Genomic DNA, 24,959 nt, shown 5'->3' on the forward strand with positions numbered 1-24,959 from the left:
TTATAAAAACATAATTTGTAAAATTTATCAATAATTATATTTTAAATAATTATATAAAAGCTTTGATAAAACCCTACTTAAATTTTAAGTAGGGTTTTAAATAATTAAAAATTTCTATTTAATATCTATATCTATTATATCCACCAAAGGATGTATTATCTCTATCAAACCAAGAATCTAAAAGTTCAAACCAGTTACCAACTTTATTTATTTTAGGATTTAAGCCATCTTTACACCAAGCTAATTTTCCGTATCCAGTTCCTAAATTATAAGCATTTGTATCTAAAGGACTATACCATCTTTGAATATACCAATGAGGTATTGATTGGCCTGAATATTGGTCATAGTAATATCTATTACCATCAGGAAGAAAAATACTTATACCATTTTTTCCTTCTTTAAAGCCTTTAAAATCTTTACCTGCAAAGGAATATAAAATTAATTGGTCTACATTTTTCATAACATTTTTTGATAATTTTTTAGTAGTATCATTAAAATCATCACTTAAACTAATTTTTTCACATAAATCATATAAGTCAAAGTATGGATATTCAATCCATTCATACTGATCTCTTTCCTTGAAATAATGCATAGTTTCTACATTTTTACCTGTACCTCTTAATTTTTCAATAGCCTCTTTCTTATTATTTTTACTTAAATTTCTTGCTAAAGCATCAACTGATTTTTTAACTTTTTCTATTTTTGTAAGGTCATAGCAACTTAATTGTTGACTACTTGCACCATAACTATTTACTGAATCTCTTTGCTCCTCTACAAATAAAGCACCAAGCTCATTGTTAGTTACTGTAGAAGGGTCATATATCTTCTCTTTTCCTCCTAAAGTAGAATCAACTTCCCCATTATCACCCTTTGTGGATTTTAATCTTGAAAATATTTTATCATAAGGATAACCAAATCCCCAAACAACTGGTGCTGATGCTACAAGGGTTTTAGCTTCAAAACTTCCGTTGTTAGGTCTATATTGATAAGCTACCTCTGAATTTCCCATTAAACATGCATCAAATACTAAGACATCAACAGATTCTTCCTTACTTAATACATCTGAAATTTCTCCAGTATAAAGACAATCCTTATCATTACTATCATCCCAACAAATTGCCTTATTTATAGTACTAGCTTTGTCATTCTCATCCTTAGCACCACCACCATGATTAGACATTATTAGCATATACTTATCAGCTTCATAATTTTTTTTACAGAAATTAATAAATTTTTTTAAAGTATTTGCATCTCCCATATTAGCTTCATAATTGCTTGTAGTTGTTATTTCAGGAAACTCCTTTTCTCCACTAATTCTCTCAGCAGAATTTTCACCTATTTTATAAAGTCTTGTATCTTCAAAGTTAGAGCCTAATATCTTTGAATCATTAGAATATCCTGGTATTCTATCAACTAATACTATAATATTTAAATTAGGATTATTTTTATATCCCTCTTTCATTTCTTCAATATCATTAAGTATATATTCTTCTAAATTATTGTCACAATCGGCATAAACCATAACAGTTAACTTTTTATCACCTTCAGTTTTTTCAACATCTTTAATTTTTTCAGATACTGTTTTTTGTTTATGTCTTGGAGCTGCATTTACATTTAAAGTTTTAGTAAAAATTAAGCTTCCCATTGTAATAGTAGCCATAAGTAAGGCTAATTTTTTCTTAAACATATGAATCCCCCATTTAATTTAATATTTTATTAACAATAATTTAATATTAAATTAACATTAGGATTTTTCAATAGAATTTGCTTAACTGGTCAAAATTCATACATAACTGGATAAAATTATTAAGCTATTTCTTACCATTCATACTGTTTTAATTTAGTATCATACTCTAAGAAAATATCATCTCCATCTTCTCCAACAAGAGTCATTTCGTATTTTAAAATTTCAACATGATCAATATTTCCAGTACTTGGTCCAAAGGCCTCTGTTTTAGCACTTGTTTCCCCTGGCATTATTGTATCTGTAAAAGTTAAATAACTTTTTTTATTAACATCCTTATTTAAAATTGTAACTTCACAATATTTTATTGGTAATTTTGAGTTATTAGTTAAAGTTGCCTCTACATATACTGTTCCAGTTGAATCTGGCTCCTTAAGAGTAATATCTAATTTTATATCGTCAATATTTATAGGTGCTTCGTTCTTTTCCTCTTTTTTCCCCTTTGATTCATCTTTTGATACAGAAACATTTTCCTCACTACTTTCATTAGTAGCTGTATTTCCACATCCAATTAATCCTAAAGATAAAGTTAAAGCACACCCTAATGCTATTATTTTATTTTTTTTCATTACTATATCCCTCCTAAACCTATTTCACATTTTTATATTAATATATATCAATTTTTTGTCAATAAATTATAATAATTCCATATAAAAATTTAATCATTATACAAATTTTAATAATAAAATTCATATATTAGTTTCCTTTTTATAAATTTGTTAACTTTAATTTCTAAATAAAAAAGCTTAAATTTTATTAAAAACAAAAAAAATGTATTAGAATAATATTAATTTTTTATTCTAATACAGTAATTTTTTATAAAACGTAATTTCTATATATTCGTAACCTATATATAGTAAATGAAATAGTACCTTTTAATATATTAGATATTGCAATACTAACCCATACTCCCTTTACCCCTAAAAACTTAACTAAAAATAAAGCCATAGGAATTCTAAATAATGTAAATATAATACTTATATAAGAAGGTATTTTAGGAAGTCCTAATCCTGAAAAAACACCATTTGATATCATCTCAATGGTACTAAATATTTGAACAAAACCAAGTACCTTTAAATAACCACTTCCAATTATTATTGTAGCTCTATCCTTAACAAATAATCCAACTAATATACCTGGAATAAATATAAATAAGGCTGATATTATTAAAGAATAAACTCCTCCTAAAATCAAAGCTTTATTATATCCTTCATTTATTCTTTTTAATTTCTTAGCTCCATAATTTTGCCCTGTAAAACCTGCTATAGCACCATTTAATCCTCCAATTATCATAAAACTTACAGATTCTATCTGAAGTCCTATTTTTTGAGCTGCTATAGCATCTGCTCCAAAACTTGCTATAATCCTAGCTAAAATAATGTTTACTAAGGTAAAAAGCACTCTTTGAGATGCCATTGGAAAACCTAATCTAGCTATCTCTTTAACTTTTTCATAATTTAATTTCCTCTTAAAGTTTATTTTACATATATCTTTTAAATAATGTATATACATTAAAAACATAAGCAAATTAGAAATCAAGGTTGCAATAGCTGCTCCAAAAACACCAAGTTTAAATATATATATAAATAATGGGTCTAATAAAATATTTAAAACAATACCTGTAGCACTAATTTTTAAAGCTAATTTGTTATTTCCAAAACTAGCTAATATTCTAGTAAAAAGATAATTAAAAAAGCTAAAAAATAATACTGGTGCACTTACAAGTAAATATATATACGAGTCTCTCTCCACTATTAAATCCTTTAAATTTAAGAATCCTATAAATGCTTTTCCAAAAAACACTAATATTAAGGAATATATTATACCTATAAAAAGATTCATTATAAGACCTGTCTTTATATATTCCTCTGTTTCTAGTTCATTTTTTCTTCCTACCTCATGAGAAACTTTAATACCAGTTCCTGTAACTACTAATGCATTTATAGAGTATCCAAGACCTATAAAAAAACTTGAGGACCCAATACTAGCTATAGCACTACTTCCAAGTCCTCCTACCCAAAACATATCTATAATTCCATAAGCAAACTGAAGAAATGAACTTCCCATAATAGGAATTGCTAATGATATTAAAACTTTTAAAACTTTACCCTTTGTTAAATCTACTTTTTGCATTCTTATATTTTTTCTTCCCCCTTTTTTTAAATAATCTGTTCAATTATTATTAACTTTTTCTTAAAATATCACAAAATTTATTATTAAGTCAATTAATGAAATTAATTAATAAGTCCTTTGTTTTTCATATTAAATAAAATAAAAAACAAGCTAAACTTTAAGCTTGTTTTTATATTTTAATACTAAAAATAATATTTAGCTTGAGCACTATACATTATTTCATACTCTTTTCCTCTATCTTTTATAAGATTTTCATGGGTTCCATATTGTATAAGTCTTCCTTCTTTAAAAACAGCTATTTTATCACAAAACTTACAACTAGATAATCTATGAGAAATATATATTGTTGTCTTATTACCTATAAGCTCATTAAACTTGCTATATATTTCATATTCAGATTTTGGGTCTAATGCTGCAGTTGGTTCATCTAAAATAACTATTTTTCCATCTTTATATAAAGCCCTTGCCATAGCTAATTTCTGTGCCTGTCCTCCTGAAAACTCAGTTCCTCCTTCATCAAAATTTTTATATACAGGAGTATTTATTCCTTTTTCTAATCTCTTTAAATCCTCAAAAAAACCACTTTTTCTTAATACTTCTTCTATTTGATAATCACTAACTTTATCAATATCATTTAAGGCTATATTCTCCTTAATAGAAAAGGCTAATAACTTGAAATCTTGAAAAACTACTGATAAGAGCTTCATATACTCATTATAATCATATTTATTTATATTAATTCCATTTAACAAAATTTCTCCCTCAGTTGGTTCATAAAGCCTTGCTAAAAGTTTTATAAAAGTTGTTTTTCCTGCACCATTTAATCCAACTACAGATAGTTTCTCCCCTTGATTTATCTTTATAGAAATATTCTTTAAAGTAAAATTCTTACTTCTTGGGTATTTAAAAGATACATTTTTAAATTCAATATTAATTTCTTCTATATTATCTATTTTTTTATCTCCCTTTGTATTTTTAGGTTCTATACTTTCAAATTCTATAAAAGGTTTAAGGTATCTACACATTTGTCTTATCATTACATAATTTCTAAAAAGATTAGATATAGAGGTACTAAAATTTATAGCTGCTGTTGTATACATTGTAAAATCTCCAATTCCTATGCTATTTACTAAAACTTTATAAGATATATATCCATAAACTACTAGCATTTGAATTTGTAAAGATATTTCATTAATTCCTTCATAATTTCCTACCTTTTTAAAACTTTTTATAAAAGCCTTTGTACTATTTATATTAAAATCATCTAACTTTTTAACAAATAAAGGAGCCATATTATAAAGTCTTATATCTTTTCCAGAAGAAAAATCATTTATTACATTAAGATAATATATAAATTCTCTATTTAAAGGAATTAAGGAATCAAAAAATTTATGCTTTGCTTTTTCAGACTTTTTATATATAAAGGAATTTAAAATAACTATGAAAATTATAACAAGTATAATTGCTAAATCTAAAGTTGAAATAAGGCCAATTAACCCTATAACTTTAATAATTTCTGTTAATCCCTTAGATATATTACTTGTAAGTTGCCAAAGAGCTCCTTGATTTCTTATAGGAAATATTGCTCTTTCCTTTAAATTTAAAATTTCTGGGTCCTCAATATTTTCAAAATCTAAATCCATAGCCTTTTTTCCTATAAGAAGGTCAAAACCAGCAACTACCTCTTCATTTTTTAAATTACATTTCTTTTCTAAAAAAATATTTATTAAATTTAATATTCCATTTCCTAAAACAGTTAATACTACTAATATAACAAGTGTTTTTATCCTTCTTTCTCCTAAAAGTTCATCTATAATATACTTTGACATTATTATATTTAAAAAAGGTACTGCTGCTGAAAATAATGAAGATATAAAAAGTATTGGTATATAAGTTTTTGATATACCATTAGCTAATTTAAAAAAGTGTTTTATTATATAAAAATCACTTGCAGATTTATCTTTATTTTTCATTATTACATCCTTCCCCCTCTTCTTTATAATATTGTGCTTGTATATTAAACATCTTATTATATTTTCCTTGCTTATTTAAAAGTTCCTCATGAGTTCCATACTCTACAATTTCTCCATTTTCAAAGAAAGCTATTTTATCACAAAATTTTGTACTTGCAAGTCTATGAGATATATAAATTGCTGTTTTTTTACCAATTAAATCATTAAACCCTTTATATATTTTATATTCAGCTACTGCATCTAAAGCTGAGGTTGGTTCATCTAACACAACTATCTTTCCCTCTTTATACAAAGCTCTAGCTAAAGCCAACTTTTGATTTTCTCCTCCTGATAATTCAATACCCTCTCCATCTAAAATTTTTAAAAGTGAAGTATCTATTCCCTTTTCAAGAGAATTAATTTTTTCTAACATTCCAGCTTTTTCTATACACTTTAAAATCTTCTCTCTATTAGTATCCTTAGAATTTTTTAAGGATATATTTTCTGAAATAGTAAATGCAAAGGTCTTAATATCTTGAAATACTACAGATATAATTTTATAGTATTCTTCTCTAGAAAAATTTTTTATATCTATTCCATTTAATAAAATTTCACCACTACTTGGCTCATATAACCTACATAAAAGTTTAACAAAAGTTGTCTTTCCTGCTCCATTAACTCCAACTATAGCAAGTCTTTCTCCTTCTTTTATTTTTAAAGAAAGATTCTTAAATATATATTTATTTCCCTTTGGGTACTTAAAAGATACATTTTTAAATTCTATTTCATAGGTATCTTTCCTTGGAATTTCCTTATTATTTTTATCACCTTCACTTTGCATATTTAAAAAATCCATAAGGTCATCTAAATACATATTTTGAGATTTAATAAAAGCTAAATCCTCTAGTAGTTCCTTCATCCAATTTCCAAATCCATTTATAGCTGAAAAATACATTGTAAAATTACCTATGGTCATTTTCATAAAAAGTACCTTATATATTAAATATCCATAAACAATTCCTTCTCTTATTATTAAAAGAAATATATCAATCTCTTTAACCCTTGACTGCTTATCTTGAACATCCTTAGATATTTCTATTCTTTCCCCTCTAAACTTCTTAAATTTTTCTATAAGTATATTTTTTAAATTATATATTCTAATATCTTTACCATAAGCAAAGTCATACATTGTATCAAAAATATAAAAACTTCTTCTATCCTTATCTGCTGCCTTTTCTCTTTGGCTATATTCATATCTTTTTACTTTTATAGATAAAAAATAACTTATTAAAACATTTATTATTAAAAATATTAAAATTAAAGGACTTAAAAATAAAATTATAGAGATATAACCTAAAAATGCCACTAACCTTCCTATTAGTTCAAATATTCTTTGATATACTCCTTCTACCCCTTCTGTATTATTATTTATTGCATTCATAATACTTTTTATCTTATTTAAAATTTCAGGGTCCTCTGTATTTTTAAAGTCCATTTTCATGACTTTTTCCCCTATCATTGTTATATAATCACATCTTATTTTTGTAATTCTAGGTTCTGCTAAACATCTAAGGTAAACTATAGAGTAATTTACTATTGAAGATAATATAAAAAACCCTAATAAAGTTAAGATAATTACTTCAATTCTTTTTTTTCCTAAAAGTTCATCAATCAATAACTTTGGCAAAAAAATTCCTATAAAAGGGTAAATAGATAATAAAATTGTATAAATACTACATTGAAAAAATAAAAACTTATCTGCTCTCCAAGCATATCCCATAATATATTTAATGTTTCTTAAGAGAGTTCCTTTCTTTCTTAATTCCCCCATAAATTAATTCTCCTATATTGAAAAGTTTCTATTTAATTATACATAAAATACCAAAAAAGGTATATATATATATATATAGTTAACATAAATTTAATAACAATTTCTTCTATTAAATATTTTCAACTAATATAGCTAATAATAAATATGGACTCTCTTATTCTTAAAAATTATAATTTCGACAATTGTTTGTGTCCTTCAAAACTAAAAAAGAAGTTATATCAATTTAAACTTATAAATAAAAATTATAAAATTAACCTTAAAAATAATTTAGTAAAATATTATAATTTTTATATTTAAGTTTTGATATAACTCCTTTTTATTTCTCTAAAAACTAGTTCTAAATAAGATTTATTTAACCTCTATACAAACTTCTTCCTCAAAATACATACTTTTAACTTTTATTCTACAAAGCCCTGCTTTATTTTTAGTTCTAACCCAAAAAGCCACAGCCCCACCAGATATTCCAAACTTACTAGGTCCCATTATGCTTAAAGGACCTTCAATAGAAACTTCAATGAAATCATTATTTAAGAAAAGAACTTCTCCTAAATTATCTAAAAGTTTTACTACAATTCTAGTAGCATCATAACTTGTTTTATTTAATGAAAGTTCGAAATCATCAGGCTTAACATATAATTTTTTCATACTTCTAAGTTCTCCAATGTCCTTAGATGCAACTTCCTTATTATTTACAAACCCCTTTATTTTTAAAGAGTTTTCCTTATCTCCCCAACCACCTGCTAATTGATAAACTAAAGACATTATTTTAAATACAGGTATTCCAACCTTTTCACTAAAATCTTCTATATACTTAAAATCCTCCTCTGATAAGTTAGTTAAGTTTGAATCTTTTAACTTAACTAAAACAAAATCTTTTAATTCATTTTTTTCTTCTTCAGAAAGATTTATATCTGTATCCATAGATAAAATATGAGAAACTTCAATTGGAGGATGAGGTAAATTAGGAAACTTCTCTTTATTAGGATAATAAGTATCTATATATATTCCATCTTTAAATATTTTTATATAATCACAATTTGTAAGGACTGTAAAGGGAAGTATCGAACCTCCATCTCTCTCCCCTTTAGCACCTAAAGTCATAGGTTCTAACACAATTCCTTCCTTAGTATTCTTTTGACTAGCATAAGAATATGCTGCATACTTAGGATTTCTAAACATATCAGAAACTCCATGATAGCATATTTTATCTCCTGAACCAAAGGAACTATGTGTATTATAATCAAAAGCACACCATCCTATAGCACCACTTATTTCATCTAAAGCAAAGGATTCATTTATAACTCTTAAGTGTCTATATGCATGTTCTGTTTTTTTGCACTCTTGGTCAAAAGTTTTAGTAGGATACATATGTCCATTATATTCAGTTACTAAATAAGGAACTTTTTTATTCTGTCCTGTTACCTCCCTTTGAGTTCTTAATACTTTTTCTCCTCCGCTATGAATAAAATCATTCATTGTATAAACATCTTCTAAAAAATCACTATTTTCTAAGTATCTTACACCACCAGTTTGTCTAATACTATCTAATTTCTTTGCCATAGCATTAGTTTTCAAATAAAATTCATGACAGTCTTGAGATTCATTTATTCTAACTCCCCATAAAATTATAGAAGGTCTATTAAAATCTCTCTTTATCATCTCTTCTACATTTTTTATGGACTCTTCTTGCCACTTTTCATCTCCTATATGTTGCCATCCTGGTATTTCTTCAAAAGCTAATAAGCCAATTTCATCACATTTTCTTAAGAAATGTACTGATTGAGGGTAGTGAGATGTTCTAACTATATTAAGACCTAAGTCATATTTTAAAATTTCAGCATCTTTCTCTTGAACCCTTTGTGGCATAGCATATCCTACATATGGGTAAGATTGATGACGATTTAATCCTATAAGCTTTACTTTTCTACCATTTAAATAAAAGCCATCACCTTTAAACTCTGCTTCTCTAAAGCCAAAGGTATCCTTATAATCATCAATAAGCTCTGAACCTTTTAATAATTTAACTTTAATTTCATAAAGCTTAGGATTTTCTATGTCCCATAAAATAATCTTATCTAATTTATCTATTTTTATTTTTTTACTTGTTAAGCCTTCTTCAACTAAGAAATTTACTTTTTTGCTTTCTTTTAAAGTACCATCTTCAAGCTCTACTAAAATTTCTAAATTCTCTTTTAAATCCTTATAATTGCTTAATTCTATATCAAGTTCTAGAATCTTTTCTTCTTTTAAACAATCATAGGCCTTTGCATATATGTTATTTATAAAAATAGGTTCAACTATTCTTAAAGAAACCTCTCTATATATTCCACCATAAGTTAAATAATCAACAACATAACCATGAGGAGGAATATCTTCTCTTTCTCTTGAGTCCACAACAACCTTTAATATATTATCCTCATTAAATTTTATAAAGTTAGTAATATCTATTGAGAAATTAGTGTATCCTCCTTTATGTCCTCCAACATAAGCCCCATTTAAATACACTTCACTAGCTATCATAACTCCTTCAAAATCTAAGAAAACTTTTTTTCCTTTAATATCTTCTTCAAAATTTAAAACTTTAAAATAAGTAGAAATAAATTGATATAATTTTTCATCAAAATAATTGTATGGTAATTCTATATTACTATGTGGTAAATCAACTACTTCAAATTTACTAAAATCAAAATCATCTTTTAAATAAGATTCCTTATATTCATTTTTGTAAAACCAATTGTTATTAATGTGCCTTATATCTCTCATAAAATCCCCCTTAGAATTATAACTAAAGTACATTTTAGTTAATTATTACCATACATTAATTATACAGTTTTTATTATGAACTTTCTTTTAATAAATAAGTAAAAATCTTTAATTATAACTATTTCTAAAAATAAAAAACATCTTATAATGTTTATAAGATGTTTTTTATTTTTAGATTAATTTTTTTCAACTAAATTCATAAGCTTATCTTTTAATAAATTTAACTGTAAATCTCTGTTATTTTTTTCTTCCTCTAAAATTTTTATTAAATTTTCTAAGTTTAAATTTATTTCCTCAATAATGTATAAATAATCTTTAAACTCTACCTCATTGCTTGATTTTTCAAAAATATTATTAAAAATCACATTAATATTATTTGAAATATAATTTATTTCCTTACCTTTTAATAAAGTGTTTATTTCTAAATCTCCTAATTCTCTCTTTAATGCAAGTATTTCATAAGAAAGCCTATCAAAATTAAATTTAGCCTCTTCTAACTTCTCTTTATTTAAGCTCTTACTTAATACTCCTCTAGAAACTATATAGTTATAAGAAAATTCATTATCTTCTTTTAAAATTCTTATTAGCTCTTTACTTAAATTAAAGGAATTTTTAGCTTCCATAAGTGCTTCTTTAACTTCTTTATTCTTAATATATTCATCTCTTATATTAAATTCTAAAGTTATTATATCTTCTCTTATATTTAAATTAAATTTTTTTAGCAAATCTTTTTTGCTTTCAATAAGTTTCTTATAGGTATTTTCAATGTTTTTTAAAGGTTTTAAATCCTCATTTATACTTTCTAAATTAGACTTTAATTTACTTAATATAAACTTAAGATTATCATAATGCAATTTACTCTTTATACATTCCTTTTCTAAAGCTTTTACTCTTTCCTCATGACTATTAAAAATATTAAAAATAAAATTTGAAAAACTACTACCTTTTAAATTTTTTAAATCCAATAGTTCCTCATTTAAATTCTCATAAAATTTCTCTAATTCTTTTTCTTTTAATTCTATTTCTTTTTCTAAAGAATATTTTTTCTTTTTAAGTAATTCTTTTAAGGCAAGTTTTTTATTACATTCTTTTAATTTTTCATTTAAATCTCTTAACATTATTTTCTTACCTCCAAAATAATAAGATTTATATTATAAGTATTTTATTAAATAACATTAAAATAAGCTTTCATTTTTATAATCTTCAATTTTAAAAGTAAGATACATAGAATATACTTTTTATATTTTTTCTTATAAAAAATAAAAAACTACTATCTAAAATTATTAAATAGTAGTTCTTAAAATTTTAATTTGATTTAATACTCTTAAACTCAAAGCCCTTGCTTTTTAAATAATCTATTATTCTTGGAAGTGCCTTTACAGTTTCTTCTTTTCCATAAGTATCATGCATTAGTATTACTACATTATCAGCATCTGGTCCTAAGTCATCTATACTTTTTTGAGCAAAGGCAACTAATTCATCAGCATTTTTTTTCTTACCTTCAGCATCACCATTTAAAGCATTCCAATCAATATTTGCTATATGGTCTTGTACCATTCTCTCTTTCATAGGAGTTCTATCTTGCCAAGACCAGTATCCTCCTGGAAATCTAACAACATTTGTTGAAAAATCTTCACCTAAAATTTCTTTCATTAAGTTTTCATTTTTATCAAAATCAGAAATTATGTTATCTACATTCATTTTTCTATCAGGATAAAGATATTTATAGTCATGGCTATATGAATGGTTTCCTATAGCATGTCCTTCCTTAACAGTTTGCTTTAAAAGCTCCTGTGCTTTTTCTCCAGCTTTCAATGAGTCTCCTGTTACAAAAAAAGTAGCCTTTATTCCATAATCATTTAAAATTTTTAATACCTCTGGAGTATTAGTTGTTGATGGACCGTCATCAAAAGTTAAATAAGCTATCTTTTTACCATCACTTCTAACTGGATATTTAAGAGTTCCTTTTAAAAGTCCATTTGTATAATCAGATACAACCTGTGCATCCTCAGCATTTGGATCATCTTTTGCTTTTAAGTATTTTATTTCTGAATCATCTTTTGCCTTTTGATTATCTGAAGTTTGTTCATCTTGAGTGTTAGCTTTGCTTGAATCCTCTGTACTCTCAGTAGCTTCTACTTGTTTCTTTTGCATAGAATCACATCCAACAAAAGAACCTAAGCATATTAATACGCTAAAGACAAGAGTATACTTAAGTATTTTTTTCATAATTTTCATCCCCCGTATAACTTTCCTTTTTTGCACATCTTTTATTATATAAAAATAATAATATAAATAAAATACAAAATAGAAACAAAGACTTTAAAATTTACTTATTTTGCACTTTATTAATAAATATAATTAAATGTTAAAATATATTTATCAAAAATAAAAAGCCACTATTTTAAGTAGCTTTTATAAGATTGACCATGCCATGTAATAATCATCATTATTATTTTTATCAAAATTAACTTTAATTATTTTATAAGAGCTGTCTTTACAACAACATGTCATTTTATTTCCATGTCTATCAAAAATATAATTTTTATTATAATCATCTAATGAAACAAGGTCATATCCTAAGGAATTTACTATGCTTTTTAAAGTATTTATATCATTTCCCTTAATGCCTAACTCTTTTATTATATCGCATTGGCACTTATCACATAAAGTCATAGTATATAAATTTAAATCTTCATCATAAAGAATTAATTCTACAGTACCTTTAGTACTCAATAATTTTTTGAGTTTTTCTTTAAACATAAACCATCCCCCCTTTATGAAAAATATATTATTACATTTATATCCAATAAGTAAAGACTTAATACATTTATTATTTTATGTACCTTAAAATTAATTATACTCCTCTATATTTTTTCAATCAAACCTCTATAAAAAGCTTAAAATAGCAAAATTCATTAAAAATTTCAAAAACATAAAGATTTTTGCTAACTTAATAAATCTTATTTATCTTATCTTTTCTTTTTAAATAAGGATTTTAATTGTCTCTTTAAAACATCAAAGAAACTTAAAGACCTAACTATGCGATTTGCATCAACATAATTTCTTACAGTACGAAGTACTCTTTTTGGATCCTTAGAAGAAAAGGAATATGTTCCATTTTTCTTAGTTTGAATTGCATAACGAGGAATCCATTTTCCCTTAAACATTATAGATACAATTACATAATCTACTTCTTCCCAGGGAATTTGAATAAATTTTCTATAATCATTAGTATTGTAAAATTCAAATCCTTTATCTCCAACCATTATTTGACCATATTCAGCAAGTCCTAAAAAGGATGTTGCATCAACTACCAAATCCACTTTTGTATTAAGTGATTGAACCATAAAATATACCTCTTTTCTTCTATTTTAATTCACTTTATAAAATAAAATATTTAAATTTAAATTTTTAAGAAAAGCCTAGGCTAAGTAAATTATACTAACCTAGGCTAAAGAAAATATTACATTAATCCTATTACATGGAATACAATACCGATTACGAATAAAGCAAGAATAATTACAATTGGAGATACTTTCTTCTTAAGTAACCACATGCAAAGGAATGTTAATAATAATCCTGCAAGTCCAGGAATTAATGAGTCTAAGTTTCCTTGTAATGTAGTAACTTTTTCTGGTGTTAAAGATAGTCCAGCAGATTGTTGTATTAATGCTTCCTTAATACCTTGTGCTCCTTCTGTAATAGTAGTCCAATCTATGTACGCTCCTGGGCTTAGTTGTACTGTAGAAATTACAGGGGTGAACTTAATAGATACCCATCTATTAACTAATGACCCTAAGATGAACATACCAAGTATAGATGCACCTTTTGTGATATCTTGTAATAAGTTTCCAGATAAATCTTCTGTTATACGAGAACCAGCTTTGTAGCCGAATTCTTGAGTGTACCAAGTAAATGCCATACGTATAATATTCCATCCTAAGAAGAATATAATAGGTCCTAAAATATTACCTGACATAGCAAGTGATGCTCCTAAAGCACCTAAAATAGGTCTTACAGTGAACCAGAATACAGGGTCTCCTATACCTGCTAAAGGTCCCATCATACCAACCTTAACCCCTTGTATAGTTACATCATCAACTTGTGCTCCATTTGCACGATCTTCTTCTAAAGCTAATGTTACACCGATGATAGGTGAAGCTACATATGGGTGAGTATTAAAGAATTCTAAGTGACGTGTTAAAGCCGCTGATCTTTCTTCTTTAGTTTTGTATAACTTTTTAATTGCAGGAATTAATGCGAATGCCCAACCACCATTTTGCATTCTTTCATAGTTCCAAGATCCTTGAATGAAAGTTGAACGCCACCAAATAGAAAGACGATCTCTTTTAGTTAATTTTAAATTTTTTTCCATTTCGTCATCTCTCCCTTCTTAGTATTTATCGATAATATCGCCAACTGGATCTCCTATGTTTGATCCACCATTACCTGATCCACCTTTTTTGCTTAGTGCTAGGTAAATAAAGGCTAAAGCAACACCAATTGCACCTAATCCTATAAGTGTAAGTTGAGGAATAGTTGCTAATACAAAACCGATTGCGAAGAATGGCCATACTTCTTTTGTTGCCATCATGTTGATTACCATAGCGTATCCAACAGCAACAACCATACCACCACCAACAGCTAAACCGTCAGTTAACCATGCTGGCATAGCAGCTAGTAAAGAACTTATTGGACCTGCACCTATTAATAAGATTAAAGCTGCTGGTAATGCTATACGCACACCTTGCATGATAATAGCGATTACATGCCACATTTCAACTTTTCTTATGTTACCTTCTTTAGCAGCAGAATCCATAAAGTGTACAAACGCTGTAGCTATTGTACGACAGATTATTGTTAATAATAATCCTGCAACAGCTAGTGGAATAGCGATAGCTATAGCTGAAGATATTCCCGCTTGGCCTTCACCACTAAGAACTAAGATAATTGCAGCTGCAACTGATGCTAACGCTGCATCTGGTGCTACGGCAGCACCTATATTTGCCCAACCTAAAGCGATCATTTGAAGACTACCGCCTAGGATTAAACAAGGTATTAAATTACCTGTAACTAAACCAATTAAAGTACAAGCAACTAATGGTTGATGGAATTGGAATTCGTCTAGGATTCCTCCCATACCAGCTAAAAACGCAATAATAATAACTAATATTATTTGAATTATATTTAAATCCACTGTATTAATCCTCCTTTTCTTTAAAATAAATTATATAAGTTTAATATAAATATTTTTATTATATTACTTTAATTTATTTAATTCTTCTTGTGCTTTTTTAAGAATTTCATCCATGTTTCCTTTTGAGTCGCTTGGAACCTTACGAACATCAAATTCTAATCCAGCTTCTTTAAGTTTATTGAAAGTATCAATATCCTTTTGGTTAAATGCAAGAACCTTATTTGGCTGAACCTTACCTGGAGAGTGAGCCATAGAACCTACGTTAACTGTTTTTATAGGTACGCCACCTTCAACTACTCTAAGCACATCCTCTGGATTTTCAAAAAGAAGTAACGCACGCTGTCCACCGAAATGCTTATCATCTTTAGCGATTTTAATCATTTGGCTAATAGGAATAGTGTGTGCCTTAACTCCTGGAGGAGCTGCCTGTTGAATTAATTTTTTACGTAAATCATCTTTAGCTACATCATCTGAAACAACAATAATTCTTGTTGGTTTAACAGTTTTTGTCCAAGCAGTTGCTACTTGACCATGAAGTAAACGTGAATCAATACGTGCCAAAACGTATTCAAAAGAGCCAGGAGCACCTACATTATTTCCTTGTGGAGTTGCCTCTTTACTTGCATCACTAGAAACTTGTGGTTCTAAAGATTCAGGTTTAACTCTTACTCCATCTCTAGCTGTCTTTAAAATACTAGCAGCAATTTCTTGTGCTGATTCCATTGAAAAACGAGAAGCATAAGCTTCAATAACCATTGGTAAGTTCATACCAGCTACTATAGCCCACTTATCCTTGTGTTCTTCAACTAAGCTATCAGCTTGGTTAAATGGTGTTCCACCCCAAAGGTCTACTAAGAATAAAACCTCATCTTGATTATCAAAGGAAGCTATTGCTTCTTTCATTTTTGCTTTAATATCATCAGGACCTTCACTTGGCATTAATGTAACAGCTTTTACATTTTCCTGCTCACCAAAAATCATTGAGCCAGATTGCAAAATGCCTTTAGCAAATTCCCCATGACTAGCAAGAATAATTCCTACCATATGTATACCTCCTATTTTTTTATTGTTTAAGACAAATTTTTTACTTCATCTTACGTTAATTTTACAATTTTTACATCGCTTTTACAAGTGTTCGTCAAAATTTAAACATATACATATTCTCCAAAAACATAGCTTTTATTAAATAATTTAATGCCCTTTAAGCAAGTATTTATCAATATTTAAGGGATTTTTTAATTAAACTCAAATAGATTTAGCCATTTTAAAAAATTTTCAAAAAATTCAAACTCTATTTTGACAAAATACAAAGAAGTATAACAAATTATTATACTTCTTATATTTTTTTTGTTTATTTTTATTTATTTTTTTATTTCGCTCTTTCTACTAAAAATTTTACTACAGAATCTTCATTATTACTTCCTATAATTCCCGTAGAAATCTTTTTTAAATCTTCTGTTGCATTCTCTAGAGCATAGCATTCATCAGATATTTCGAACATTGGTATATCATTTTCCCCATCTCCAAAGCTTATTATTTTACTATGATTTATATATTCTGATAAAAACTTAATTCCCTTAGCTTTAGATGCCTCATTACTATATACATCTATAAAATAAGCTCCCTCATTATAGATATCCTTGTAACAATTGCCTGTAACACCCTCTATGTTCATAATCTTTTTAAAAATTTTTTCAGCTATATTTTTATTATTCTCAAAAAAAACGAAATTTATTATTCTATTATTTTCTAATACTTCATAATAATCACATATTTTTTCGAAAGATTTAAGTTTTTTGTTTAATCTTTCCCTGTAATATCTTTCTTCAAAGTCATAAGTAAAATCTTTATGATAAACCCAAAGATGATTATCCTTTATTCCATATAGGAAAAATGTCTTTTTATAATCCTCAAGTATTTTTATTATTTCTCTTGCACTTTCTTTTTCTATTTCCTTGACATCTATATATTCCTTATCTTTAATATTATAAATTAAAACCCCATTCATAAGAACTAAGGGAATCTTTATATTTACTTCCTTTAAAATTTCATAAACCGTAGCAGGACTTCTAGCAGTAGCAACTGTAAAATTAACCCCTTTTTCTATAAGATTATTTAACTCTCTTTTTGAAAACTCTGATATAACCTGTTCTTTATTTAATAAAGTTCCATCTAAATCTGAAACAAATAATTCCATTTTAATTACACTCTCCTAATAAATTCTAATTTATCTTTCAATTAACTTTATATTATCTATAAATAGTATCTTTAATCAAGTAAAAGAAAATTTAATATGCTTTAATAATAAATAAATGATAAAAATTCAAAAAATTATTTGAATGATTTTTATTTTTTTCAAATAATTACTTCATTTTTGTAAATTATTATTTTATTTCATATTAATAAAATCTTATAAATACTATAATTAGAAATATATTAACTTTCTGTGAATAAACAAAAAGTTTATTTAGTAATAATAATTATTATTTTTTGTATAAAAATTCATTTATTATTTTTTAATTACTTATCTTTTCTAATTAAAAAATTTTAATGATTTTACTTAGAAAAGATAAGTATGAAGGGAGCAAATGTTATGGTTTTACTTCTTATTCTCATAGTTGGACTGATTTTTTTATTTTTAGGAATTTATATTTTTAAAAATAAAAAATTTAAACTTGGATATTATCTTTTCTATTTTAGAAGACTTGAAGATTATTTTAATTTAAAAGATTTAAAAGACAAGAACTATATATCATACTCTATAGGAATGACCTTTATAATTATAGGAACAATACTAATTTTATCAGAATGCTTCTTTTATGTTTTTAAATTTAAAGAAGGATATTTATTAATTCCTCTTATAGGATGCTTTATTTATTATGTTTCTGAAATGTTTCAAATAGATAAGAAAATAAACTAGAAAAAGTTGCTAAAAAATAGCAACTTTTTTATTTATATTTATAAATTTAAACTAATTAATAAGAATAAATATAATCTTTAATTAATTTAATAAATTTAATTTTAAACCTTTACTTTTATTTACAAAAAGTTTATATTAGTAAGGTAAAATTTAAACTAAAGCCATACTAATAAAAATACTACACATATAAGGAGCTGAAAAAATTGAAAACAAGAAAAAAATCTATTTCAACTTTGATTATGACATTTTTATCTTTTTCTATTATTTATTTATTACATACTCTTTCAAAAGATTTAGTTTTATTATTATGTGGTGGAAAGATAGAGTTTAATAATGGAATTACTATAGTAAAAGATACTGTAGGCCCTATACCTTATATGCTTAATATAGTAATTGGTATAGCTATGCCTATATTATTTTTATTTTTACTTGTATTTATATTTAATAATTCTTTAAGAAATGGATTATATCATAAATTTACTTTAATATTTTTCATATGCTCTCTTTTAAGCATTTCAGCTTATTTAATTTTTTACCCTTTAATGTCCTTATTCACTAATATTACTTTTAATACAGAACTTGATGAGTTATTAAGTTTAACTGGAATTAGTCCCTTAATAATATTAATTGCTTCATTAATATTAGCAGCTTTATTAATGAAACTAGCTCATAAAAAAAACTTATTCTAAAAATATATTTTTTAAAAAGATTGTATTATTCTAAATTTAAATATATTAAGTATTAAATAGTATAATACAATCTTTTTTTCTTATTAATTATTATGCTTTTTTCTCTTTTCAAGCATTATATTAAGTACAGCATCATCAACTTCTTTAAAACCATGTTGCACTAAAGTTTCTATACTTTCTATAGTTTCCTCTACATCCTTTGCAACTATACCATCATTATCAGTTGCAGATATACCATTCATAGCTAAATTAGCACATTGTATTGCAGCATTTGTTCCTGTTGCAATTTTTAAAGCACAAGTTTCTTTAGCACCATCACATATCATTCCTGATAAATCAGAAATCATATTTTTTATACAATAATTTATATTTTCTAAATTTCCTCCTAAAAGATAAGTTATACCACAAGAAGCTCCAGTAGCCCCAGCTAGTCCAGCTCCACATAATGGTGAAAGTCTGCCCATATGCTTTTTAATTCTTATAGTAACTAAGTTACTTAAAACTAAAGCTCTAGCTAATTCTTCCTCATTCTTTCCTAAAAGCCTAGCTGTTTGTGCTACAGGAACAGAACAAGCAATCCCTTGATTTCCACTACCTGCAGTAGTCATTATAGGCATAGTGCATCCATCCATTCTAGCATCAGAAGCCGCTGCTGAAGCTGCAACAATTTTATTAGAAGCATCATTAGAAAATAAATTAAAATTATCATTTTTTATTATTTTACTTCCAACTTGAAGTCCATAAGCTCCCTTTAGCCCTTCTTCTGAAACCTTCTCATTCATCTTTGCACTTTCTAAAATAAATCTTATATCCTCAAAGTCAATATTTTTAGAAAAATTATAAATATCCTTAATTTTAAATAACTTATAATCTTCCTCTAAATCTTCATCAATATTACTATTTTTATTATCTAAAATTACTTCATCACCACTTTTTATTAAAGTTACATTAGTATGAGTATCTTCTATAATAACTAAAGATTTTGAAATATCCGATATAAGTTCAACTTCAATATATAGTGGTTTGTCAGTATCTTTTTGTTTTATGTTAATTATATTCTTATCTACTATATCCTTAGCTTCTTTAAGCTCTTCCTCTGTAAAATTTGATAATATAGTTAATTTTTTATAAGATTTTTGAATAGTAAGTCCTAAAGCAGCTGCTATTTCTATTCCTACTCTTCCTGTTCCAGGTATTCCAACTCCTAGAGCATTTTTTATTACATTTTTGCTTAATAAAATATTAACCTCTTTTAAATCTCCCTTTAAATTCTCTCTAGCTATAGAAGCAGCATAAGCTATTGCTATAGGCTCAGTACACCCTTCTGAAGGTACTACTTCCCTTTTTAATGTTTTTAAATATAACTCTCTCATCTTGTCACCTTCTTATATATTCCTTAATATATTTATTATAACACCAAGAATGACTTTTGTAATCATTTACATAAAAAGTTAAAAATTTTATTATATTTACGTAAAAATTTAAAAATTTTATAACTTATTTTCTTAATTATAACCATATAGTCAAAAGTCTTTTAAAAGTATAATTATATTAATGTATATAATTATAAATAAAGAAAGGAGTGTTTACATATGAAAAAGAAATTAATAGCTACTTTAATGCTAGGAACTTTTCTTATTTCTAATCTAACTTTTATAGGATGTAATAATACAGAAAATCAAAGTAATTCTGAAATAACTAAGGAAGAAAATAATGAGAAAACAGATTCACAAAAAGAAGATAATAACATAGATAAAAATAATAATATTGAAGATTCTTCTAATAATTCACATAAAGAAGATTATTCTGAAAAACAAGAAATCAATGAAGAAGAAACTAATAAACCTAAGAATATAGAAAAGCATAAAGAAGAAGTTTCAGAAAATGAAAGTAATAATTCTGATGACTTAAAAGATGATAACTCTCCTCAAAATAAGAATAATTCTAATAATAAAAGCTTGGAAGATGAATATGCAGAAGCTGATAAAGAACTAAATGAACTTTGGGGACATATAGTTAGCTATGGAGCAGATTATCCAGATGTAATTGAAAATGAGCAAAAATGGATAAAATATAAGGATAGCAAGGATTTACCTACTAAAATTAAGTTGACAAAGGAAAGAATTGAAACTCTTCAAAAATGGTTTTCTTATCAAAGAAGAATTCAAGGAGAACAAGGATATCAATTTGCTCAAACCCATCCATGTCCAAGTTTAGATTGGGAATAAACCTTTAAAAAATAAAATAATACATTGAAAATATCCTTACTAAAATAAGAATTTAAAAAGTGCTAGAAGATTTCTAGCACTTTTACTTATTTTTTCCTTAGCAGGATTTTGTATATTCCTTAAAATAACCTATTTATAAGTTTAAAATATAATTAAAAGGCAAAATAGGATTTTACATTATTATAATTATTAAATTCATAACCTGCTATTACATCATTTTTATGATTATTTATAGTATCATCATTTAAAATGCTACTTTTTTTAGGTTGCCAATTCCTAGGAGTATTAAAACTTTGCTTTAAGAATGATATACTATACTGAATTTGTTTAATATTTTTATCCTTATTTAATTTCTCTCCATCCTCTATAAGCTTTTCACTTATATTATTTTTATCTAGAAAATTTTCAATAGTTTCCTTAAGCTTCTTTGGATTTTCTGGTGGATTTGTAATTAAATAATACTCATGAACTATTAATACCTCTTCATCAAAAGTTCTAATAGCAGAATACATAGTATTTGGTATTTCATATATTTGTGTTTTTTTATCTAATAAATTAGTTCTGTTGTATAAAATATTTATTAATTCTACAAAGGCTACTATAATAAAAATTATTAAAATCACCTTAAAAACAATTTTTCTTAATGTTTTTTTATTCATTATTTTCTCCTTAGTAAAAATTTATACTTTTATAATAACATATAAATTTAACTCTTTAAAATAAAGAATAAAAAGTGCTTAAAAGCCTTAAAGCTTTAATTTATAATCTTATATAATTTAAAAGAGTATTCCTTTAAACTTATTACTTCTTCTAAATTCTCTATACTATTTTCATATAAATTCTTTACCTTTTTCTCTTTAATTTCTTTTGGTAAATTTATAATTTTTTTCTCCTCTGAATTATTTATAATAACAAAGGTCTTTCCCTTAGAGTAAATCAATACATCTTTATCCTCTTTATAATCTATCCAATTGTTATCTAGTAATTTAAAATCCTTATTTTCTTTTCTTACCCTTATTAAATTTTTCATAAATTCAAGCATATCTTTATCTTGCTTATTCTCATCCCAAATCATACATCTTCTATGAAGTTCCATATTCATCCCTTGATTCCCCTCCATAGCAACTTCATCTCCGTAATATATACAAGGAGAACCAGCTTGTGTAAACATAAAAAGATAAGCTAATTTCATTTTATTCTTATCCCCTTTAGCAACAGTTAATATTCTTGGCGTATCATGACTATCTAGAAGATTAAATATACTCTCTCCAATTTGTCTTAAATAACTAACCTTATTTTCCTCTACCATATATTTAAAATCCTCTCTACTACATCTATTTAAGCAAAAGTAATCCTTAATAGCCTCAGTTAGAGGATAGTTCATAACAGCATCAAATTGGTCTCCTTTAAGCCAAGGCAAAGCATCATGCCAAATTTCACCTAAAATATAAGTTTCACTATTAACACCTTTTATAACTTCTCTAAACTTCCTCCAAAATACATGGTCTACTTCATTAGCTACATCTAATCGCCAAGCATCTATCTCCATTTCCTCTACCCAATACTTTCCTACTCTTAATAAATAATCTACAACCTCTTTATTTTCTGTATTTAGTTTAGGCATAGTAGCAATTCTTCCAAAGGTTTCATAGTTTATATTTTCCCATCTTAAATCTTCTACTCCATTTTTAAAAATAGGAAACTCTCTTATACAAAACCAATCTCTATACTTTGAATTTTCTTTATTTTTTAAGACATCTTGCCACATTGGAGAAAGATACCCTATATGATTAAAAACTGCATCTAGCATAATTTTCATTCCTCTTTTATGAGCCTCTTTAACAAGCTTTTTAAAGGTTCTATTTCCACCTAATGCTTTATCTACATTAAAATAATCTATTGTCTCATATCTATGATTTTCACTTGCTTCAAAAACAGGACAAAAATATAATCCATTAACTCCAAGACTACATAAATAATCTAATTTTTCTAAAACTCCTACTAAATCTCCTCCCATAAAATTATCTTTAGTAGGCTCTGTACCCCAAGGTTCTACAAATTCATTATCTAAAGTTTTATCCCCATTACAGAATCTATCTGGAAATATTTGATACCAAATTGTATCCTTTACCCACTCAGGAGTTTTTGCAACATCTATAGGATTTAAATATGGAAAACAGAAAAAGTTTCCTATGTTACATAGTTTTTCCTCATCCTTTTCTCCATTTAATTCTTCTATTTTCTTTTCTGAAAATAAAATAGTTTCCTCTTCCCCCTCTAGTATAAAGGCATATCTTGAACGTTTACTAATAGGCTTATACTCTATTATAAAATTATCAAAATATTTTGTTTCTCCTTCTTTTTTCATTGGATAAATTTCTCCACCTATCCAACCTCCACCAGAAGCATTCATATTTCCACCATCACATCCGCCAACATCCCATATGTATGGATCTCCTATTTTTATTTTGGCATTTTTTACTTCACCTTTTTTAGTTTTAATTCTTATATGCAAAGTATCCTTATCATAACCATAAGAATAATTGCTTTTTACAATATGATGAATTGCTTCCTTTGTAATTTTACTCATAAAATCTCCTCCCTCTTTTTCGGAAACGTTTCCAAAATTCTATATAAAAAAATAAACCCTTCTCTTATGAATTATATCCTTATTTGTAAACATCTTCAAGTATATATTGTTAAATAGAACTAAGTGAAAAACACCTCACAATTTGTGAGGTGTTTTTTTATATATCGCAATTTTCTTCTATAATTCTAACCATAGCTGCCATGCAAAAAGTTAAGGCTTCTACAATTCCTAAGGAAAGAGCTAATGCTGTACCTATATGTATAAAATATTTTATAAAGGAAGTATTTAATGCCTGCATATCAATTATATTTAATGAAATTAGTAATATTCCTAAAATAATCATTATACTAAGTCCATATTTAAACATTCTAGTGTAAATTCTACTAAAATATTTAAGAGCCTTAATTCTCTCAATAAAATTATTTATTCCTCCAAATAGAGTTAATCCTCTTTTTTTAAGGTCCCATATGTGATATGCCAATGCAAATAAAACCCATACTAAAGCTATGCCACCAATAATTCCTTCTTCTAAATAGTTAGAAGCTCTTCTTATCATAAATATATAATCAAGCACAACTAAATTTGTAATAATTTCTATCTTTAGTTTTCTTTCGTAGCTTTTCATTCTCTCCTCCAAAACTTTTAAATCCTATATAAATATTATCAATTTAAAGTTTTTTTGTAAATATTTTTTAAACACTCTTGTTTTTTTCCTCAATTCAACTCTAATTTAATCTACCTTTCTTCTATATATGATTAAAAATTAATATATTAAAATATAAACTTATTTTAATTTTTAAAATTTTAATTAAAGGAGATACTTTTAATAAATGGATTTTTTTATATTTTTCTCAATGGTTATTTGTTATTGTTTTATATTATTAATAGGATAATTTCTATATATTATTA

21 protein-coding genes are annotated in these 24,959 nt (G+C 26.0%); 3 read left to right on the forward strand and 18 right to left on the reverse strand.

Annotated features, from left to right (window positions below; all coding sequences use genetic code 11):
• Positions 1-118: 118 nt before the first annotated feature.
• From cloSI to AC4FQV_RS07490, 14 genes are all read right to left on the reverse strand, one after another.
• The gene (gene cloSI, locus AC4FQV_RS07425) at positions 119-1,687 is read right to left on the reverse strand and encodes a clostripain (RefSeq protein WP_491138061.1); all 1,569 of its coding nucleotides are present in this window, start codon (positions 1,685-1,687) and stop codon (positions 119-121) included.
• A 131-nt stretch (positions 1,688-1,818) separates the two neighbouring features.
• The gene (locus tag AC4FQV_RS07430; protein ID WP_491165227.1) at positions 1,819-2,313 is read right to left on the reverse strand and encodes a hypothetical protein; all 495 of its coding nucleotides are present in this window, start codon (positions 2,311-2,313) and stop codon (positions 1,819-1,821) included.
• Between the two features lie 247 nt (positions 2,314-2,560).
• Positions 2,561-3,877 carry an MATE family efflux transporter gene (locus tag AC4FQV_RS07435; RefSeq protein ID WP_491165228.1) on the reverse strand — a complete coding sequence of 439 codons (1,317 nt, stop codon included), beginning with the start codon at positions 3,875-3,877 and terminating at the stop codon, positions 2,561-2,563.
• Positions 3,878-4,059: 182 nt separating this feature from the next.
• A complete protein-coding gene (locus tag AC4FQV_RS07440; protein ID WP_491165229.1) occupies positions 4,060-5,850 on the reverse strand; it encodes an ABC transporter ATP-binding protein in 1,791 nt (596 codons plus the stop codon).
• Positions 5,840-7,660: an ABC transporter ATP-binding protein gene (locus tag AC4FQV_RS07445; protein WP_491138057.1), complete on the reverse strand. Its 1,821-nt coding sequence runs from the start codon at positions 7,658-7,660 to the stop codon at positions 5,840-5,842. The genes AC4FQV_RS07440 and AC4FQV_RS07445 overlap by 11 nt, the downstream gene beginning before the upstream one ends.
• Before the next feature lie 348 nt (positions 7,661-8,008).
• Positions 8,009-10,423: a glycoside hydrolase family 2 protein gene (locus AC4FQV_RS07450; RefSeq protein ID WP_491165230.1), complete on the reverse strand. Its 2,415-nt coding sequence runs from the start codon at positions 10,421-10,423 to the stop codon at positions 8,009-8,011.
• 176 nt (positions 10,424-10,599) lie between these two features.
• The gene (locus tag AC4FQV_RS07455) at positions 10,600-11,541 is read right to left on the reverse strand and encodes a hypothetical protein (protein WP_491165231.1); all 942 of its coding nucleotides are present in this window, start codon (positions 11,539-11,541) and stop codon (positions 10,600-10,602) included.
• 187 nt (positions 11,542-11,728) lie between these two features.
• Positions 11,729-12,652 carry a polysaccharide deacetylase family protein gene (locus tag AC4FQV_RS07460; RefSeq protein ID WP_491138053.1) on the reverse strand — a complete coding sequence of 308 codons (924 nt, stop codon included), beginning with the start codon at positions 12,650-12,652 and terminating at the stop codon, positions 11,729-11,731.
• Between the two features lie 186 nt (positions 12,653-12,838).
• Positions 12,839-13,186: a hypothetical protein gene (locus tag AC4FQV_RS07465; RefSeq protein WP_491165232.1), complete on the reverse strand. Its 348-nt coding sequence runs from the start codon at positions 13,184-13,186 to the stop codon at positions 12,839-12,841.
• 209 nt (positions 13,187-13,395) lie between these two features.
• A complete protein-coding gene (locus tag AC4FQV_RS07470) occupies positions 13,396-13,773 on the reverse strand; it encodes a DUF956 family protein (RefSeq protein WP_491138051.1) in 378 nt (125 codons plus the stop codon).
• Positions 13,774-13,889: 116 nt separating this feature from the next.
• Positions 13,890-14,801: a PTS system mannose/fructose/sorbose family transporter subunit IID gene (locus AC4FQV_RS07475; RefSeq protein WP_491138049.1), complete on the reverse strand. Its 912-nt coding sequence runs from the start codon at positions 14,799-14,801 to the stop codon at positions 13,890-13,892.
• Positions 14,802-14,819: 18 nt separating this feature from the next.
• Positions 14,820-15,623, reverse strand: a complete 804-nt coding sequence (locus tag AC4FQV_RS07480; RefSeq protein WP_491138048.1) for a PTS mannose/fructose/sorbose transporter subunit IIC — start codon at positions 15,621-15,623, stop codon at positions 14,820-14,822.
• A gap of 63 nt (positions 15,624-15,686) precedes the next feature.
• On the reverse strand, positions 15,687-16,667 hold the full coding sequence (locus tag AC4FQV_RS07485; protein ID WP_491138047.1) for a mannose/fructose/sorbose PTS transporter subunit IIA: 981 nt from the start codon (positions 16,665-16,667) through the stop codon (positions 15,687-15,689).
• Between the two features lie 325 nt (positions 16,668-16,992).
• Positions 16,993-17,820, reverse strand: coding sequence for an HAD family hydrolase (locus tag AC4FQV_RS07490; protein ID WP_491165233.1), 828 nt, complete (start codon positions 17,818-17,820; stop codon positions 16,993-16,995).
• Positions 17,821-18,216: 396 nt separating this feature from the next.
• Here AC4FQV_RS07490 and AC4FQV_RS07495 point away from each other — a divergent pair, with 396 nt between their 5' ends.
• Positions 18,217-18,543: a hypothetical protein gene (locus AC4FQV_RS07495; RefSeq protein ID WP_491138045.1), complete on the forward strand. Its 327-nt coding sequence runs from the start codon at positions 18,217-18,219 to the stop codon at positions 18,541-18,543.
• A gap of 203 nt (positions 18,544-18,746) precedes the next feature.
• The gene (locus tag AC4FQV_RS07500; protein WP_491165234.1) at positions 18,747-19,232 is read left to right on the forward strand and encodes a hypothetical protein; all 486 of its coding nucleotides are present in this window, start codon (positions 18,747-18,749) and stop codon (positions 19,230-19,232) included.
• An 83-nt stretch (positions 19,233-19,315) separates the two neighbouring features.
• On the opposite strand, the gene AC4FQV_RS07505 is transcribed toward AC4FQV_RS07500, so the two are convergent.
• A complete protein-coding gene (locus AC4FQV_RS07505) occupies positions 19,316-20,605 on the reverse strand; it encodes an L-cysteine desulfidase family protein (RefSeq protein ID WP_491165235.1) in 1,290 nt (429 codons plus the stop codon).
• A gap of 219 nt (positions 20,606-20,824) precedes the next feature.
• Here AC4FQV_RS07505 and AC4FQV_RS07510 point away from each other — a divergent pair, with 219 nt between their 5' ends.
• Entirely contained in the window at positions 20,825-21,460 is a 636-nt protein-coding gene (locus tag AC4FQV_RS07510) for a lysozyme inhibitor LprI family protein (protein ID WP_491165236.1), read from the forward strand.
• A 152-nt stretch (positions 21,461-21,612) separates the two neighbouring features.
• Here AC4FQV_RS07510 and AC4FQV_RS07515 read toward each other — a convergent pair whose 3' ends face one another.
• The 3 genes from AC4FQV_RS07515 to AC4FQV_RS07525 all read right to left on the reverse strand — a co-directional run bounded on the left by AC4FQV_RS07515 (position 21,613) and on the right by AC4FQV_RS07525 (position 24,675).
• The gene (locus tag AC4FQV_RS07515) at positions 21,613-22,119 is read right to left on the reverse strand and encodes a hypothetical protein (protein ID WP_491165237.1); all 507 of its coding nucleotides are present in this window, start codon (positions 22,117-22,119) and stop codon (positions 21,613-21,615) included.
• Positions 22,120-22,214: 95 nt separating this feature from the next.
• Entirely contained in the window at positions 22,215-24,050 is a 1,836-nt protein-coding gene (locus tag AC4FQV_RS07520) for a glycoside hydrolase family 13 protein (RefSeq protein WP_491165238.1), read from the reverse strand.
• 157 nt (positions 24,051-24,207) lie between these two features.
• The gene (locus tag AC4FQV_RS07525) at positions 24,208-24,675 is read right to left on the reverse strand and encodes a hypothetical protein (protein ID WP_491138036.1); all 468 of its coding nucleotides are present in this window, start codon (positions 24,673-24,675) and stop codon (positions 24,208-24,210) included.
• Positions 24,676-24,959 lie beyond the last annotated feature (284 nt).

It is taken from the genome of Clostridium sp. TJA038 (assembly GCF_058310255.1).